General features: G+C 46.3%; 15 protein-coding genes. 11 read left to right on the forward strand and 4 right to left on the reverse strand.

All coding sequences use genetic code 11. The features are described 5' to 3' along the window. The first annotated feature begins 16 nt into the window (after nucleotides 1-16). The 7 genes from BN1080_RS07865 (at nucleotide 17) to BN1080_RS07895 (ending at nucleotide 9825) form a co-directional block, all read left to right on the forward strand. On the forward strand, nucleotides 17-1675 hold the full coding sequence (locus BN1080_RS07865) for a sensor domain-containing diguanylate cyclase (protein WP_052651486.1): 1659 nt from the start codon (nucleotides 17-19) through the stop codon (nucleotides 1673-1675). Between the two features lie 236 nt (nucleotides 1676-1911). After that, on the forward strand, nucleotides 1912-4734 hold the full coding sequence (locus tag BN1080_RS07870; protein ID WP_052651488.1) for a 2-oxoglutarate dehydrogenase E1 component: 2823 nt from the start codon (nucleotides 1912-1914) through the stop codon (nucleotides 4732-4734). 90 nt (nucleotides 4735-4824) lie between these two features. Continuing rightward, nucleotides 4825-6093 carry a 2-oxoglutarate dehydrogenase complex dihydrolipoyllysine-residue succinyltransferase gene (gene odhB, locus BN1080_RS07875; RefSeq protein ID WP_052651490.1) on the forward strand — a complete coding sequence of 423 codons (1269 nt, stop codon included), beginning with the start codon at nucleotides 4825-4827 and terminating at the stop codon, nucleotides 6091-6093. Between the two features lie 94 nt (nucleotides 6094-6187). Then, nucleotides 6188-6787 carry a DedA family protein gene (locus BN1080_RS07880; RefSeq protein WP_052651492.1) on the forward strand — a complete coding sequence of 200 codons (600 nt, stop codon included), beginning with the start codon at nucleotides 6188-6190 and terminating at the stop codon, nucleotides 6785-6787. A 57-nt stretch (nucleotides 6788-6844) separates the two neighbouring features. Then, nucleotides 6845-7042, forward strand: a complete 198-nt coding sequence (locus tag BN1080_RS07885; RefSeq protein ID WP_052651494.1) for a DUF6501 family protein — start codon at nucleotides 6845-6847, stop codon at nucleotides 7040-7042. 65 nt (nucleotides 7043-7107) lie between these two features. Then, a complete protein-coding gene (locus tag BN1080_RS07890) occupies nucleotides 7108-7962 on the forward strand; it encodes an AAA family ATPase (protein WP_407674803.1) in 855 nt (284 codons plus the stop codon). Between the two features lie 9 nt (nucleotides 7963-7971). Next, nucleotides 7972-9825 carry a vWA domain-containing protein gene (locus BN1080_RS07895; protein ID WP_052651498.1) on the forward strand — a complete coding sequence of 618 codons (1854 nt, stop codon included), beginning with the start codon at nucleotides 7972-7974 and terminating at the stop codon, nucleotides 9823-9825. A 57-nt stretch (nucleotides 9826-9882) separates the two neighbouring features. On the opposite strand, the gene BN1080_RS07900 is transcribed toward BN1080_RS07895, so the two are convergent. After that, nucleotides 9883-11064, reverse strand: coding sequence for a toxic anion resistance protein (locus BN1080_RS07900; RefSeq protein WP_052651500.1), 1182 nt, complete (start codon nucleotides 11062-11064; stop codon nucleotides 9883-9885). Further along, nucleotides 11036-11737, reverse strand: coding sequence for a 5-bromo-4-chloroindolyl phosphate hydrolysis family protein (locus tag BN1080_RS07905; protein WP_052651502.1), 702 nt, complete (start codon nucleotides 11735-11737; stop codon nucleotides 11036-11038). Before BN1080_RS07905 ends, BN1080_RS07900 begins: the two co-directional genes overlap by 29 nt. Before the next feature lie 200 nt (nucleotides 11738-11937). Here BN1080_RS07905 and BN1080_RS07910 point away from each other — a divergent pair, with 200 nt between their 5' ends. The 4 genes from BN1080_RS07910 (at nucleotide 11938) to BN1080_RS07925 (ending at nucleotide 13572) form a co-directional block, all read left to right on the forward strand. Then, nucleotides 11938-12234: a DUF1033 family protein gene (locus BN1080_RS07910; protein ID WP_052651504.1), complete on the forward strand. Its 297-nt coding sequence runs from the start codon at nucleotides 11938-11940 to the stop codon at nucleotides 12232-12234. Nucleotides 12235-12436: 202 nt separating this feature from the next. Further along, nucleotides 12437-12637: a cold-shock protein gene (locus tag BN1080_RS07915; protein WP_052651506.1), complete on the forward strand. Its 201-nt coding sequence runs from the start codon at nucleotides 12437-12439 to the stop codon at nucleotides 12635-12637. A gap of 170 nt (nucleotides 12638-12807) precedes the next feature. Continuing rightward, the gene (locus BN1080_RS07920; RefSeq protein WP_052651507.1) at nucleotides 12808-13050 is read left to right on the forward strand and encodes a cold shock domain-containing protein; all 243 of its coding nucleotides are present in this window, start codon (nucleotides 12808-12810) and stop codon (nucleotides 13048-13050) included. A gap of 45 nt (nucleotides 13051-13095) precedes the next feature. Continuing rightward, nucleotides 13096-13572: a YkvA family protein gene (locus tag BN1080_RS07925; protein ID WP_052651509.1), complete on the forward strand. Its 477-nt coding sequence runs from the start codon at nucleotides 13096-13098 to the stop codon at nucleotides 13570-13572. Between the two features lie 270 nt (nucleotides 13573-13842). Here the strand turns inward: BN1080_RS07925 and BN1080_RS07930 are convergent, their stop codons facing one another. Both BN1080_RS07930 and BN1080_RS07935 read right to left on the reverse strand, forming a co-directional pair. Further along, nucleotides 13843-15450 carry an ABC-F family ATP-binding cassette domain-containing protein gene (locus tag BN1080_RS07930; RefSeq protein WP_052651510.1) on the reverse strand — a complete coding sequence of 536 codons (1608 nt, stop codon included), beginning with the start codon at nucleotides 15448-15450 and terminating at the stop codon, nucleotides 13843-13845. Between the two features lie 106 nt (nucleotides 15451-15556). Continuing rightward, complete coding sequence (locus tag BN1080_RS07935; protein ID WP_052651512.1) at nucleotides 15557-15790, reverse strand: hypothetical protein; 234 nt, start codon at nucleotides 15788-15790, stop codon at nucleotides 15557-15559. Between the last annotated feature and the right edge of the window lie 86 nt (nucleotides 15791-15876).

Genomic DNA, 15876 nt, shown 5'->3' on the forward strand with positions numbered 1-15876 from the left:
GAAAAGAGTGCTGTGGATGGGTAAACCTTTTACGAAAGAACAATTGGACTTGCTTTACGGAAGCGTCGATGACCTGGTTTTTTTCATGCGGCAAGAAGGGGAGACGTTCATTTACGAGTATGTGAATCCGGCCTGCACAGCCGTTTTCAAGAAAGATCTTACCGGGACTTCTGTAGATGACAGCATGCCTGCAGAATTAGCGGAGGACATCAAAGGCTCCTATCTGACTGCTATGGAATCGGGGAAACCTTATACATATCAGGACTATAATCTTTTCAGCGAAAACCATGCGGCCAATGAAACAAAAGTGACGCCGATTTTTGCCGCAGGAATTTGGTATATTTTGGCGATTACCAAAAATGTCACCAAGCAAAAGAAAGTGGAAGAGGGCTATTTGTTTTACCAGTCCCTCATCCGGGACTCCTTAGACCCGATGATCACGTTGACTTCGGACTTTTTCATATTTGGAATGAATGAAACCTACGCGAAAACGTTCGATATTCCAAAAGAACAATGGATCGGCAAACATTATAGCAAGCTTCCATATGTCGACGATTATACATTTCAGAATATTAAAGAAGAGCTGAAAAATTTTAAAGCGGGTGTAAGCCCGCAGCATACAGTGATCAGCAGAAAGAAAAATGACGACGAGACCGCTTTTTTCTCTGTGAACTATTCTCCGGTTTATGAAGGTAAAATGATACGGGCGTTCCATATCGTTCTGCGCGAGTTGAATAATGCCTCGGAACTGATCGAAGAGCTGAAGAAAACTGAAAATGTTTTGGAAAGCTACAAAGCCGCTTTGAATTACGCAGCTCTTGTAGGCATGTGGCACCCGAACGGTAAAATCGTCTATGTGAATGACAACTTCAAGAACTTGACCGGATTTGAGCGGAAAGAATTGATCGGCTCGAACATCAAAGAAATTGGAAAGGCGTTCATGACCGATGAAGAATTCAGTGAAATCACTGAAACGGTGCTATCCGGTAAGATTTGGCGGGGGGAGTTGAAAAGCTTAACAAAATCCGGCGGTCATTTCTGGGTGGATACAACCATCGTTCCTTTAACACGATACAACGGGAAAGTATATCAATTGTTATCCATCATGTTTGATATCACCGATCGCAAAGAATTGGAGCGGAAACTGCATTTTATGGCTTACCATGACGGGCTGACGAAATTGCCGAACCGGCTTATGATCGTCAAAGAGTTTATGGAAATGAAAAGGCGTGCAGATGAAACCGGAGAATGGATTGCCATCCTTTATATGGACGGCGATGGATTCAAAAACGTGAATGATAAATATGGCCATGATGTAGGCGATGAATTCATTTACCGCTTTGGCCAAACCATCCAGAGCAGTCTGCGCAAACAGGATATGGTCGCCCGAATAGGCGGAGATGAATTTTTAGTTGCCTTGGCCGGACTGGCGCCGGAGGATGCCGCCAACCAAATTGACCGGATCATCGATCGGATTAAAAAGGAACTGCAAACTGGCTGGGAAATAGAAGGCATCCATTTTTCGCCGACTGCGACAATCGGCGTCTCCATTTATCCTGAACACGCCAGCGACTTGGAAACTTTAGTAAGTCAGGCGGACCATGCTTTATATAATGCGAAAAGAAGGGGCAGAAACCTTGTTTTTTATTATCAAAAAACAAAGGAAAAGTTCTAGAATATCCAGTCAAAATAAGGTGTTGAAGGCGTGAAAGCGCTTTAAAAGTCTTTATGTGAATATTTTCACTAAAAACCATTGTTTTTTTTACTGGAAGTAGTAAGATTGATATGGAAATTTGTTCTTCATGCGATGAGCGCCTTCGCTTTATGTATCCACGCGGGCGTGATAAAATATTGAAGGTACACATATAATAATAGCGACTGCCATAAGGCAAAATAGTTGGAGGTTTTTTAATGTCTAGCAATTATTCAGATGCAAAATCCCCATGGAGTTCCATTACAGGGCCGAACCTTGGCTACGTCATGGAAATGTATGACATTTACCAAGAATCGCCGGAATTGCTTGATCCGGAATTTGCAGAGATGTTCAAACAATATGGACCACCTGTTGAAAACAGCCAACCATCAGCAACTCAGGCAATTTCTGAGGCAGCTGGAACAGTTGAACCGAACAAGTTCGGAAAAGTATTGGCGGCAGTTCAATTAGCTGAAGCGATTCGTGCGCACGGCCATTTGGCGTCTGACATTTATCCGTTAAATGATCAGCCAAAAGATACTTCCCGTTTGGAGCCATCTGCATATGGCTTAACGGAACAAGATTTAAGAGAAGTGCCGGTTTCACTGCTTTTATCTGAAGCGCCTTCCAACATCTCAAACGGTTTAGAAGCCATTGCGTATTTGAAATCGCTTTATACGGATAAAGTCGCTTTCGAGTTTTCCCATATCGTTCAGCCGCAGGAACGCAGCTGGATCCAAGCGAAAATCGAAGCTGGAGAATTTAAGCCTTCATTAGACCACGAGAAGAAAAAAGAGGTTTTGGATCTTTTGACGCGTGTTGAAGGGTTCGAGAAATTCGTCCACCGTACTTTTGTCGGCCAAAAACGTTTCTCGATTGAAGGCGTAGACACCCTTGTCTTGCTGATCGATGAACTTGTCCGCTTATCAGAAGAAAAAGGAACAGAAAAAATCATGATCGGGATGGCGCATCGCGGTCGTTTAAATGTGCTCACACACATTTTGCATAAGCCATACGAAATGATGTTTGCCGGTTTTGCCCATGTCGGAGACGAAGCGTTTCTTCCGGAAGACGGATCGGTCCAAATTACAAAAGGCTGGTTCGGCGATGTGAAATATCATATGGGTGCTGCTTATACATCACCTAAAGGCACAAACATCAAACTTGCCTACAACCCATCCCATTTGGAAATTGTCAGCCCGGTAGTTGCGGGTCAAACGCGCGCTGCACAGGAAACGACAAATCAGCCGGGCATTGCTGACATCGACTCTAAGAAAGCATATGCGATTCTTGTTCATGGCGATGCGGCATTCCCAGGGCAAGGCGTTGTAACGGAAACCTTAAACTATAGCCGTATCCGCGGATTCCAGACTGGCGGTTCCATTCACGTCATCGCCAACAATATGATCGGCTTTACGACAGAGCAATACGATTCGAGATCGACTCATTATTCTTCAGATCCTGCAAAAGGCTTTGAAGTTCCGGTCATTCATGTAAACGCAGACGATCCGGAAGCTGTGATTGCAGTCGCCCGTTTTGCGTTTGAATACCGCGAGAAATTCGGCAAGGACATTCTGATTGATCTGATCGGCTACCGCCGCTACGGACATAACGAAATGGATGAGCCGCTCGTGACGAATCCGATGATGTATCATGAAGTCCATAAGCATGACACCGTCCGTGCATTATACGGACAGCAGCTCGCTGCAGAAAAAGTTCTTTCAGAAGAAGATGTAAAAGCACTCGATGCCGATACGCAGAAAGAAATGCAGGAAGCTTATGACCATGTGAAAGAAAACAAAACTGACGACGCACCGAAAATGACGATGCCGGAAGCTGTCTCAAAAGGCTACCCGGAAGTGCCGACTGGCGTCGAAAAAAACGTACTTGCCAAAATGAATGAAGAATTGCTGACTTGGCCGAGTGATTTCTCTGTTTTCAGCAAATTGGCCCGCATTCTGAAACGCCGTGAAGATCCGTTTAACGGCAAAGGCAAAATCGATTGGGCGCATGCGGAAACATTGGCATTCGGAGCAATCCTGCAAGACGGCCATCCAATCCGTTTGACAGGGCAAGATGCACAGCGCGGAACGTTCGCTCATCGCCATCTTGTGCTTCATGATGATAAAACAGGCAATGAATTGATCCCGCTTCACCATATTTCTGGAGCAAACGCTTCTTTTGTCGTTTACAACAGCCCATTGACTGAATCGGCAGTATTAGGATTTGAATATGGCTATAATGTTGAAAATGAAAATGCTTTAGTAATTTGGGAAGCTCAATATGGAGATTTTGCCAACATGGCACAAATGATGTTCGACCAGTTCATTTCTGCTGGACGCTCTAAGTGGGGGCAAAAGTCAGGGCTTGTCATGCTTCTTCCTCACGGCTACGAAGGCCAGGGGCCGGAGCACTCAAGCGCCCGTCTTGAACGCCATCTTCAAATGGCAGCGGAAAACAACTGGACGGTTGCCAACTTGTCCAGTGCAGCGAACTATTTCCATATTCTTCGCCGCCAGGCTAAAATGTTGACCGAAGAAGCGATCCGCCCATTAATTATTGTTTCGCCTAAGTCATTGCTGCGCCACCCATTAGTTGGTGCGGAAGTGGATGATTTGACAGAAGGCCATTTCCAGACAGTTATTGAACAGCCTGGAATGGGAACAAAAGACAAAAAAGTGGAACGCATCCTATTTGCAAGCGGCAAAATGGCGATTGACTTGGCTGAACGTGTGAAAGATGGAAAAGGCTACGAGTGGGCTCATATTGTCCGCGTTGAACAGCTTTATCCATTCCCAGCGGAAAAAATTCAAGCGATTGTTGACCGCTATCCGAATGTCAAAGAGCTTGGGTGGGTGCAGGAAGAACCGCAAAACATGGGTTCATGGACTTTTGCAGAGCCGTACCTTCGTGAAATCGCGGCAGGCAAAGATGTGTCTTATTATGGACGCATCAAACGCCAAAGCCCGGCTGAAGGCGACGGAGAAGCTCATAAAGCAGAACAGACTCGAATCATCGATGCAGCATTAGCAAAAGCGTAATCCTTTCACTAAGGAGGAGCTTTTCCTATGCGGTGTCTGATACAATAAGATGAACGGTTAAGAACGGGATATTCTAAGGAGGAATTTTTTGTGGCAGAGATCAAAGTACCAGAATTAGCAGAATCGATTACAGAAGGAACGATCGCCCAGTGGCTAAAACAACCAGGCGAAACAGTTGAAAAAGGAGAATTCATCGTTGAACTGGAAACAGATAAAGTAAACGTTGAAGTCATTTCCGAAGAAGCCGGAGTTGTCCAAGAACATTTGGCGCAAGAAGGCGACACTGTGGAAGTTGGACAAGTCATCGCGATCGTTGGCGAAGGTTCAGGCGAAAGCGCTGCAGCTGCTCCAAAAGCGGAAGCGCCTGCACCATCAGAAGAGCCGGCTAAATCAGAAGCTCCTGCAACAATGGAAGCGAACGAAAAAGCACCGGCAATCGAAGAGCAGTCTTCTTCGGACCGTACAATCGCAAGCCCGGCTGCACGCAAATTAGCTCGTGAAAAAGGCATCGACCTTGCTGCTATTTCACCAGTAGATCCAATGGGGCGCGTTCGCGTGCAAGACGTGGAAGCTCATGGTTCTAAACCTGCAGCAAGTGCGCCAGCAGCGAAAGCGGAAGCGCCAAAAGCTTCAGCTGCTTCATCCGATGAAGAAAACGGCCGCATCGTGCGCGAGAAAATGTCCCGCCGCCGCCAAACGATTGCCAAACGCTTACTAGAAGTCCGCCAGTCTACAGCGATGTTGACAACGTTCAACGAAATCGACATGACAAACGTGATGGCGCTTAGAAGCCGCAAAAAAGACAAGTTCCAGCAAGACCATGACGGAACTCGCCTAGGCTTCATGTCATTCTTCACAAAAGCGGTAACTGCAGCACTTAAAAAATATCCATATGTCAATGCTGAATTGGATGGCAATGATCTTCTATTGAAACAGTTCTATGATGTGGGCATCGCCGTTTCAACTGAAGAAGGCTTAGTTGTGCCGATCGTACGCGATACAGACAAGAAAAACTTTGCTGAAATTGAAGAAAGCATTGCAGATCTTGCGAAAAAAGCACGCGATAAAAAACTTTCGATTGCCGATATGACAGGCGGATCATTCACGATCACTAACGGTGGTGTCTTTGGTTCATTGATGTCAACGCCAATCTTGAACGGTACACAAGTAGGGATTCTCGGAATGCACACTATCCAGAAACGTCCGGTCGCAATCGGCGATTCAATCGAAATCCGTCCGATGATGTACGTGGCTCTTTCTTATGACCACCGCGTAATCGACGGAAGCGATTCTGTTGGATTCCTGAAAATGGTAAAAGAATTAATCGAAAACCCAGAAGATCTTCTATTGGAATCGTAAAAGACATTTCTTTTGTGAAGGGAGCCCTGCATTTGCAGGGCTCCCTTTTGTTATGCGATGATAGGGAGAGAGCGGTTGAAGGCGGTGGCATTAATTGGACATCAGTTTTTTTGTGGAATTAGTGAAGGAATACGGCTATGTCAGCATGTTCATTTTCAATTGGCTCTTGCTGTTCGGCTTGCCGATTCCAAATGAAGTGGCTGCCGCTTTTTCAGGCGTTTTGACGGAAGTCAGCTATTTCAAGCCGGTGTATGCGTTCCTATCTGCATATCTGGGATTGATCTCGAGCAACAGCTTTGCTTATTTCATCGGCCGGTTGCTTGGCCATCGTTTGATTCACCGGCTCAATCGCACGCGGCTGGAAGGCGTGATTTCCCGCTTTTCCGTGTTCCTTGAAAAGCATGGCCCCTTAGCGATTTCGTTCAGCTTCTTTTTGCCTGGCATTCGCTGGGCGATGCCGTATGTCGTTGGAGCGAACCGTTATCCATTCGCATCCTATATGCTTTATGCCTATACTGCCGGCTTGATCTGGATGCTGGTCTACTTCAATATCGGACGGACCTTCCCGTATGCCTACCAGTCCATCCTCGAAAATCTGCAAATGTTTTCGGTTGCCTTGTCGGTAATCGTCGTTTTGCTGGTTGCGGCCCGGTTAGTATGGAGCAAGAAAACCGGCAGTGATAAGCGCAATTGAATTTTAGCCGGTTTTTCCTTATACTGAAAGGTAGACATATAGAAAAGGATGAGGCATGTGATTCATAACGAATGGCTGACAAAAGAGACAATCCGTACGGTGACTTGCACGCATACAAATGCGGCGAAATTTTTGGTTTCCAATGTGTTGACGGAAGGCAAAACGTATGAAGTGAAAAATGAAACAGAAGAATTCATCTTTGTCGTGGACAACACGGGCAAAGTTGGCGGGTTTTACAAAACGTATTTTGAATAAGGAAGGAAAGCCGGTGCCAGCTCATCGGTTTTTTTCTTTGGAAAGAGGGAGAAGACATGGCTTTGATGGAACAAGAAATGGATAAACGCAATCGAACCGGCAAGGATTATGGCGATGACGCCAAGCTGATTGCTGCCGGGGGATATATTGCACCCGACGAAAATCTTTGGCAAGACATATTGGCCGCTGTCATGCTGCAAAAGCCGGTGCTGCTGAAAGGGCCGACGGGCGCGGGTAAAACAAAACTTGCTGAAAGCATATCCGCCCAATTCGGCCAGCCGATGCAGAGCATCAACTGCTCGGTGGATTTGGATGCAGAAGCGCTTTTGGGCTTTAAGACGCTGACGCAGCGGAATGGGGAAAGCCAAATTGAATTCGTGGAAGGCCCGGTCGTCAAGGCGATGAAAAATGGCCATTTCCTTTACATTGACGAAATCAATATGGCAAAGCCGGAAACTTTGCCGATTCTTCACAGTGTACTGGATTATCGCCGCATGATGACCAATCCGTTCACAGGAGAAGTGATTCAAGCACATCCTGATTTCGGTGTCATTGCAGCGATAAACGAAGGGTATATCGGGACGGCACCGATGAATGAAGCGCTGAAAAACCGTTTCATCGCGTATCCAATCCCTTATTTGACAGGGGAACAGCTGCAGCAATTATGGGATCGGGAATTTTCGGAAGCGGGTTCTGAATTGAAAACGTTCATGCTCGATTTAGCTTCAGACTTGATGAAGCAAGTTCAAAACGGGCTGTTATCGGAAGAGGCGGCTTCCATCAGGAGTTTGCTGGATGCTACCGCGCTGGCGCAGCACATGGATCCGCTGCGTGCGGTCCGCTATGCGATTGCCGAAAAGCTCGAGGATGAAAGCGAACGCGACTTGTTTATGGATCTTGCAAATACGTGGAAAAAGTAGGTGTGACACATGGCATCTGTCAATCGATTTATTCAGTTCAATAATGAAACCATTGATACAAAATTGCTGCATCAGATGGAAATGCTGGCCGGGGCGCTTGCAGATGCCCCGTACCTGAAAGTGACCACCCGAAAATTGCTGGAATTCCGCCCGTCTGAATCAGCGCTGTCCATCAGCGTTTTTTGGCGGCACCGCCCAAAGCAGATTGAACGGAACGGCTATTTGTCCGATATCTATTTGCTCGCAGCCGGCTATTGGCGCCATTTCAATTTAGGCATTTGGCGGCGCTTCCTTAAGGAAGAAAGCGAATTGCCGCATTTGCGGCAGCAGCTGCTCCTTTGTGCAGAGGAATTCCGGCTGATTGAGCAGATCAGCCAAGAACGCCCCGGAACCCGTGAAGCGTTTGCGATTCGGGAAGGGGTCTATATCGACTACCATAAAGGCCATTACCGCCAAAATATGCAAAAAGGCTTTAAGGCGGAAGCGTTTTTAAACGCCGCTTTCTTGGCGCTACGCGGCCAATCAGCTGAAATGGAAGAATCTTTTAGTGAATTGTTTTTCTTATGGTCAAGAATGTTTGATGCAAAATCGACTGCCGACTCTTGCGCAGTCGTTGACAGCTTGATGGGAAGGCTTGAGTATTGGATTCTCCAGGACATGGTGCTCAGCTATTATACGTTTGGCGACTCGATCGACGAAGTTCCGCCGTTTCGCTACTACGAGGGCATGGAGACCGAGGCTTCTAAAGAAGGGAAAAACATCGATACCATTGAAGAGTGGTTCCAGACGTGGCACCGGGAAACGGAAAATGAGACGTCTCCTGCTATGGAATTTGAATTGGACAAAGGCGATTCCAAGCCAACGGACGGCGGCAGGGAAGACGAAGGCAGCGGAGAACCGGAGCAAACGGCCCAAGGAAATTCAGCAGGTGAACATCTTAAAGGCAACGATGATAACGACCGGAAGATGGAGGACCAGCCGAAAAAGGCCGCTGGAAAATTCGGCGCCGCCAATGAAGCGGTGGAATACACGGAAAAGCGCATCGAATTGTCCGGAGACCACCGGCAATCGATTGAAGCTTGGCGAAGAAAGCAGGCGCCCTATGTGCGGGCTCTTTTAAAAGAATTGAAAAAGAGAATGACGCAGCGCCGGCAAGAAGCGAGAGGGAATTTGAATGCGGGAAGGCTGTCGAAAAATCTATTGCCTTTGGTGATCGAGGAGCGACCAAAACCTTTTTACCGCAAATCAGCCCCTTCGAAAGAATTGGATGCCGTGTTCTGTTTGCTGATCGATGGATCTGCATCGATGGTGGACAAATTAGAAGAAACGAGGCAAGCGGTTTTATTATTCCATGATGTCTTGCGGAATCTCAATGTACCGCATGAAATTGTTTTATTTTATGAAGACGCCTATGAAGCAAGTGAAGCGAGCCAGCCCAATTATTTTGAATGGATGCATAAATTCGAAGACGGCAGCCGCGACCATGCACCCGAAATCTTTTCTTTAGAAGCCCATGAAGACAACCGGGATGGATTTGCCATCCGTTGGATGACAGACCGGCTACAGCAGCGCAGCGAAAAACACCGCTTTTTACTGGTCTTTTCAGATGGTGAGCCTTCTGCCTATGATTATGCAGAGAACGGCGTAGTGGATACGGCAAACGCTGTTTTAGAAGCAAAAAAAAGCGCAATCGAAGTGCTCCATCTGTTTTTGAGCAGCGAGCCGATTTCGGAAGAGCAGGCTTCTTTTTATCAAATGATGTACGGCAATAAATCGGTCAGTGCGGATTCCTTGGAGCAGTTCGTGGAACAGACTTTGCGCCTCTTGAAACGGACATTGCATTTGGTGATCCAGTCCGGTTGACTGCCAGCAGACAAAAAATATCCCCGGAAGCGATGTGCTTCCGGGGATATTTGCGGTTTATGGACGGTTGCCTTCGCGATCGTCTTGGATGGAAAGAAGCCGCTGCTTCAAGTCTTCTTCCATGCGGCCGATTTCGATTTCTGCCGCTTTGCGGTTTTTGCGTCCTTCAGCTTGGATGCGCAATGTTTCTTCAATCGTCGTCAATAAGTTTTCCTGCGTCTGTTTCAGCGTTTCGATTTCAACCAATCCGCGTTCATTTTCTTTAGCGGTTTCAATCGAATTGAGCTTCAGCATTTCTGAGTTCTTCAACAGCAATTCGTTTGTAGTAGAAGTCACTTGCTTTTGGGCTTCAACGGCTTTCATTTGGCGGTTCAACGTCAAAGCGATGGCAATCTGGTTTTTCCACAACGGAATCGATGTCATGATCGACGACTGGATCTTTTCAGCCAAAGTCTGGTTTGTCTGCTGGATCATGCGGATCTGCGGTGCACTTTGAATCGTGATCTGGCGGGACAATTGCAAATCGTATAGCCGCTTCTCCAGGCGGTCCAAAAATTGGGCCATGTCGTTTACTTCCTGGTAGGCCATTTGGTCATTCGACTGTTCCGCTTTTTTGCGCAGGGCAGGGATGGTCTCGTTAAGGATTTCGTCCCGCTTGAGTTCTGCTGCTGCGATGTAGACGTTCAAGGCCTGGAAATACGTTTTGTTCTGGTCATATAACTGCTCCAGCATCTGAACGTCTTCCAGCAGCCCGCGTTTTGAATGGTCCAACTGGACGCTGATGCGGTCTACCTGGGTGCTGAGCTTTTGATATTTCGTCATCATCTCCTGGACGGAGTATTTTGCTTTGGCAAATAATTTGCGGAGGCCGGAGCGTTTTTCCTGGGAAAGTTCTTCCGGATTCAATTCCTGCAATTTTTTCATCAAATCATGGAGAACATCGCCGACCGGCCCGATGTCTTTTTGCTGCACATGGTCGAGCATCTTATGGGAGAACTGCCCCAATTGATTTTGGGCATTGGCGCCGTAAGTTAAAATGGCTTCATAGTTCCCAGCAGGAATCTGCTTGGCTAGTTCACGCGCTTTTTCCTGCTCGTCTTTTGTGAGGCGCTCCATTAAAGCGACAGGGCGGCCGTCTTCGCGTTTTGCCAAATTCACTTCTTCTTTCATGGGCTCCATGCCGAATGGGTTGCCGAGTAAATCATCCAATTCACTTTGATTCGATCGATTTTGTGTCATGTTCCACGTCTCCTTCATCGTCTGATGGCGCTTTTTGCACGAGCAATTGCTGATTATTGTGCTGGTCTACGGTCAAGCGGGCATAATCGAGCTCCATCCGAAGTTTTTCCACGTCGGTTGAAAGCACTTTCTGCAAATCCCGTTCCATGACGCTCGTCATCGACCGGAGGGTCTCACGCGTATCTTGGAGCGCAATTTTCAACTCCCGGTCTTTTACCGGCTGGCCGACAAGAAGCGTATACTTTTCGGTCAATTCCAGTGCCGTATCCAAATGGGAATAAAAGAAAGATTCCACTAGATAGAATTTACGGGGATTCGTTTGGACCTGCTGCACGATTTTATTTGAGAACCGGGTCAATTCCATCAATTGTTTGAATGAAGCGATGGAACGCACACGGTAATAATTTCCTTGAAGCTGTTTAATTTTATTTTTTGCTTCTTTTACTTGATGGCGGATATGCTTATATTCGCTCCGGGTCATTCCAAGTTTCTTGGAATCGGAGGAAAATTGAATTTGTTTGACGGTCGTATTGCTGGCGATATAGGTTCCGGCTGCAACCGCCCCAGAAGCAATCAGGCCGATTTCAGCGCCCATATAGAGCACCGGGAACATCACGCTCATAAGAGGCAGGCTGATGCTTTGGCGTTTTATGAAGTTCTCAAAAGCCTTCATCGGAATTCCTCCTTTCCTGCTACTCAATAATACGTTTCAATATGCAAAAAGTTTCAGTTATTTGCTTAACTCCCTTCCATTTTACAGCGAAGGCAAAAGCAATACAAACTTTGGGGGCTAAAGCGGGGAAGATTCGAAATACTGGACAAGCGCCGAAAAATTTGGCAAAATGCATAGTAGAGAAATGGAGTGGCCGGTGCATGCATGAAGTGGTTTACATGAAAGCGGAGTTTGAACCGTGGTGGATGTTCGAAGAATGGGAGGAAAAAGTTCTTTCCCGCAAAACATTTTCGAGCAAAGTTGAAGCGCGGAAATATTGGGATGGATTGGTGGAAGAGCTTAGGCGCAACTATCCCTTAAGTGAAATCCGGGAACCGGCGTTTGCTGCGTTTTGGCTCGAAGGCGAAATCGAGTATTGCGAATCATGCGATGACGATATGCAGATGTATTACGGATTGCTGTGGCTGGAAAATGGCAGCCCAATAAAAAGTTTTTAGATTTATTTGACTTTTCTAATTTGCTTGCTATAATGAATATATAGCACTAAGATGTTTGACGAAGTTAAAATCAGATTTCACCAGCAACAGCTATTCACCTATTCAAAAAAGTGATCAGCACGTTATGGTACTTTTTTGAATATGTGAATTTTTTTATGGAAATTCCATATTGCAAATTTTTTATCTACAGGAGGTAGTACACATGCAACAAGGTACAGTTAAATGGTTCAACTCAGAAAAAGGTTTCGGTTTTATCGAAGTTGAAGGCGGAGATGACGTATTCGTTCACTTCTCAGCGATCCAAGGCGAAGGCTTTAAAACGCTTGACGAAGGACAAAAAGTTGAGTTTGAAGTAGAGGAAGGCAACCGCGGACCTCAAGCTACAAATGTTACTAAACTATAATCTCCAAGAACCGCTCATCTGATGGGCGGTTCTTTTTTGCTTAAAATTAGTTTCTTTGTATTCGGAATTATCCGTCTTTATTTTTTATGAAAGTGCCCTTTGTTTAAGTTACGATGTGTTTTGGGTATAAATGAGATAGGCATAGATGAACTTGAACAGGAGGGAATAGAATGGCCGGATCAAACGATATGCAAAATACGGAAGACCTAAGAGGCGTAATTGTCTCTTTTGACACAGCAAAAGGCTTTGGCTATATAAAAGGCGATAATGGAGAAATGTTCTTCACGCATGCCAAGCATACGGATACTGATGACGTATCGAATTTCAAAGAAGGCATGATCGTCAACTTTATCGCGGTTGACGGAGCGCCCGGAAAAGAAAGAATCGCCACGAATATTACAATGGATTTCTAAATTTTCTCGTACTAAAAATTTCTGTGCGAAAAAGGAGATAGTTCTATGACGGATGCTTATTTAAAGAAACCGCTGCCATCGATTGATGAGCAGAAGGACTTCTACCAACAGCTGCGGAGCAGGATTGAACATTGGCTTGAAAACAAATCAGGGCCACTCAGCCGCTTCAGCAAATACCTCTTATTTGCGCCGGACCTTTTCCATTTGCTGACGAAATTGATGCTGGACAGCCGCATCGATTCCAAAAACAAAGGCATGGTAGGTGCCGGGATTCTCTACTTTATCACACCGATTGACTTCTTGCCGGAATTTATCGTAGGGCCGGGAGGTTTCCTGGATGATGTGGTGGTAGCGGTTTTCGTTATCAACACGCTGCTCAACAAATTCCCGATCGAAGTCATCGAAGAACATTGGGCCGGCGACGACGAACTGTTGTCCGTTGTCCGCGGCATATCCAATTCAGGCAATAAATTTGTTTCCAAACTGCCGGCTGGCCGTTTAGTGAAGCGTTTCATGAAATAAAAACAGATTGTATAGGCGAACCGCAGGCAGCTCCGTGTATTGGGAGTTGCCTGCGGTTTTGATTTGGGCCGACGGGAGAGCAGTAATTTTGCCGAACGCGCGTAAATTTCTGCGAACGCGCGCAAATTTTCCTGAGCGAGCGCATTTCTTTCTGAACGCGCATATTTTTATTTAAGCGCGCGCAAATTCGTTTGAACGCGCATAACTCTTACATCTAAGCATCAAGACATAGAAAAACCGCCTCTCCAGACGAGAGGCGGTTTAAAATCATTAGTTGGTGATGCCTTGAGCTTCTTTCCATTCCAGGAATTCATCGTAGCTCAATTGCTTGTCAAGGATGGAGCCGTCTTCACGGATTTCGATGACGCGGTTCGCAACCGTCTGGATAAACTGATGGTCATGTGAAGTGAAGACCATCGCGCCTTTGAAAGCGATCATGCCGTTGTTGAGCGCTTGGATGGATTCAAGATCCAAGTGGTTTGTCGGCTCATCCAAAAGCAAAACGTTCGCGTGCGAAAGCATCATTTTTGAAAGCATGCAGCGCACTTTTTCGCCACCGGAAAGGACTGATGGCTTCTTTTTCACTTCTTCGCCGGAGAAGAGCATTCTGCCGAGGAAGCCGCGAAGGAAAGTTTCGCTTTCGTCTTCCGGCGAGTATTGGCGCAGCCAATCCACTAGCGATTGTTCGCTGCCTTCGAAATACGCCGTGTTGTCGATCGGCAAATAAGCGCGTGAAGTCGTCACGCCCCATGAAATCGTACCTGCTGCCGGCTCGTCTTCTTCAGCCAAAATGCGGAGAAGAGCGGATTTTGCAAGCGGATCGCCGATCAAGACGATTTTGTCTTCTTTGTTCATATTGAAGCTGATGTTATTCAGCAATTGATTGCCGTCTACTTTTTGGCTCACGTCGCGAACCGTCAACACGTCATTGCCGATCTCGCGGCCGATCGTGAAGTTGACGAACGGATATTTGCGGGAAGAAGGGCGGATATCATCCAGCTCGATTTTATCGAGCATTTTCTTCCGTGACGTCGCTTGCTTCGATTTGGAAGCATTTGCGGAGAAACGGGCGATAAACGCTTGAAGTTCTTTGATCTTCTCTTCTTTTTTCGCATTTTGGTCGCTTGCAAGGCGTGTTGCCAATTGGCTCGATTCGTACCAGAAGTCGTAGTTTCCTACATACAATTGGATTTTGCCGAAATCGAGATCCGCAATATGTGTGCAGACTTTGTTCAGGAAGTGGCGGTCATGCGAGACGACGATGACGGTATTCTCAAAGTTGATCAAGAATTCTTCCAGCCATTTGATGGCATTCAAGTCCAAATGGTTCGTCGGCTCATCCAGAAGAAGGACGTCCGGCTTGCCGAATAGGGCTTGGGCAAGCAATACTTTTACTTTATCGGAACCGGAAAGTTCCGCCATTTTTTTGTCATGGAGGTTTTCAGAAATGCCAAGGCCCTGCAGCAAAATGGCCGCTTCCGATTCCGCTTCCCAACCGTTCAATTCAGCGAATTCGCCTTCGAGTTCAGCAGCGCGCATGCCGTCTTCATCAGAGAAATCTTCTTTCATGTAAATCGCATTTTTTTCAGCCATGATATCATAAAGTTTTTTGTGGCCCATGATGACCGTTTCCAAAACGGCGTGCTCTTCGTATTCGAAGTGGTCCTGCTTGAGTACAGCCAAGCGTTCGCCTGAACCCATAGCTACATGGCCGCTTTGCGCTTCCAATTCACCAGATAGGATCTTGATGAACGTGGATTTGCCCGCACCGTTTGCGCCGATTAATCCGTAGCAGTTGCCGGGGTTGAATTGAATATTGACATCTTCGAAAAGTTTACGGTCGCCAAAGCGAAGACTTACATCATTTACAGCTATCATTTAAACGTACCTCCTAAATTTCACAATAAGAAGAGTATACCACGAATCCCGCCAAAATCGATAGCAATCACATGCAGTCTGGGATAAACTTAAAGCAATGTGTATTTTATTTGTATTTGCGCAATTTATAGGCATCAAGCAATCCGAGATCCTTGTTCAGCAAATACTCCATCTTCACATAATCTTTGCGTTCTGGAATATGTTCTTTCGTCAGGCCTTTCATCGAAAAGATGAAATAATAGCCGCCGATTTGCCGGAACAGCACCACCACGTGCGGAAATTCATCGAATATCGCTTTAATATTATATCGTTTTGCGTAGCTCCAGTTTACAAGTTTCATTGGATGACCCGCCTTTCAACCTTCATTTTAATAAAATCTTGCGGGGAACACAAGTTTGTGTATGCCCGATGCGAAAGGGGAATAAA

Source organism: Planococcus massiliensis, assembly GCF_000821325.1.
GTDB lineage: Bacteria > Bacillota > Bacilli > Bacillales_A > Planococcaceae > Planococcus > Planococcus ruber.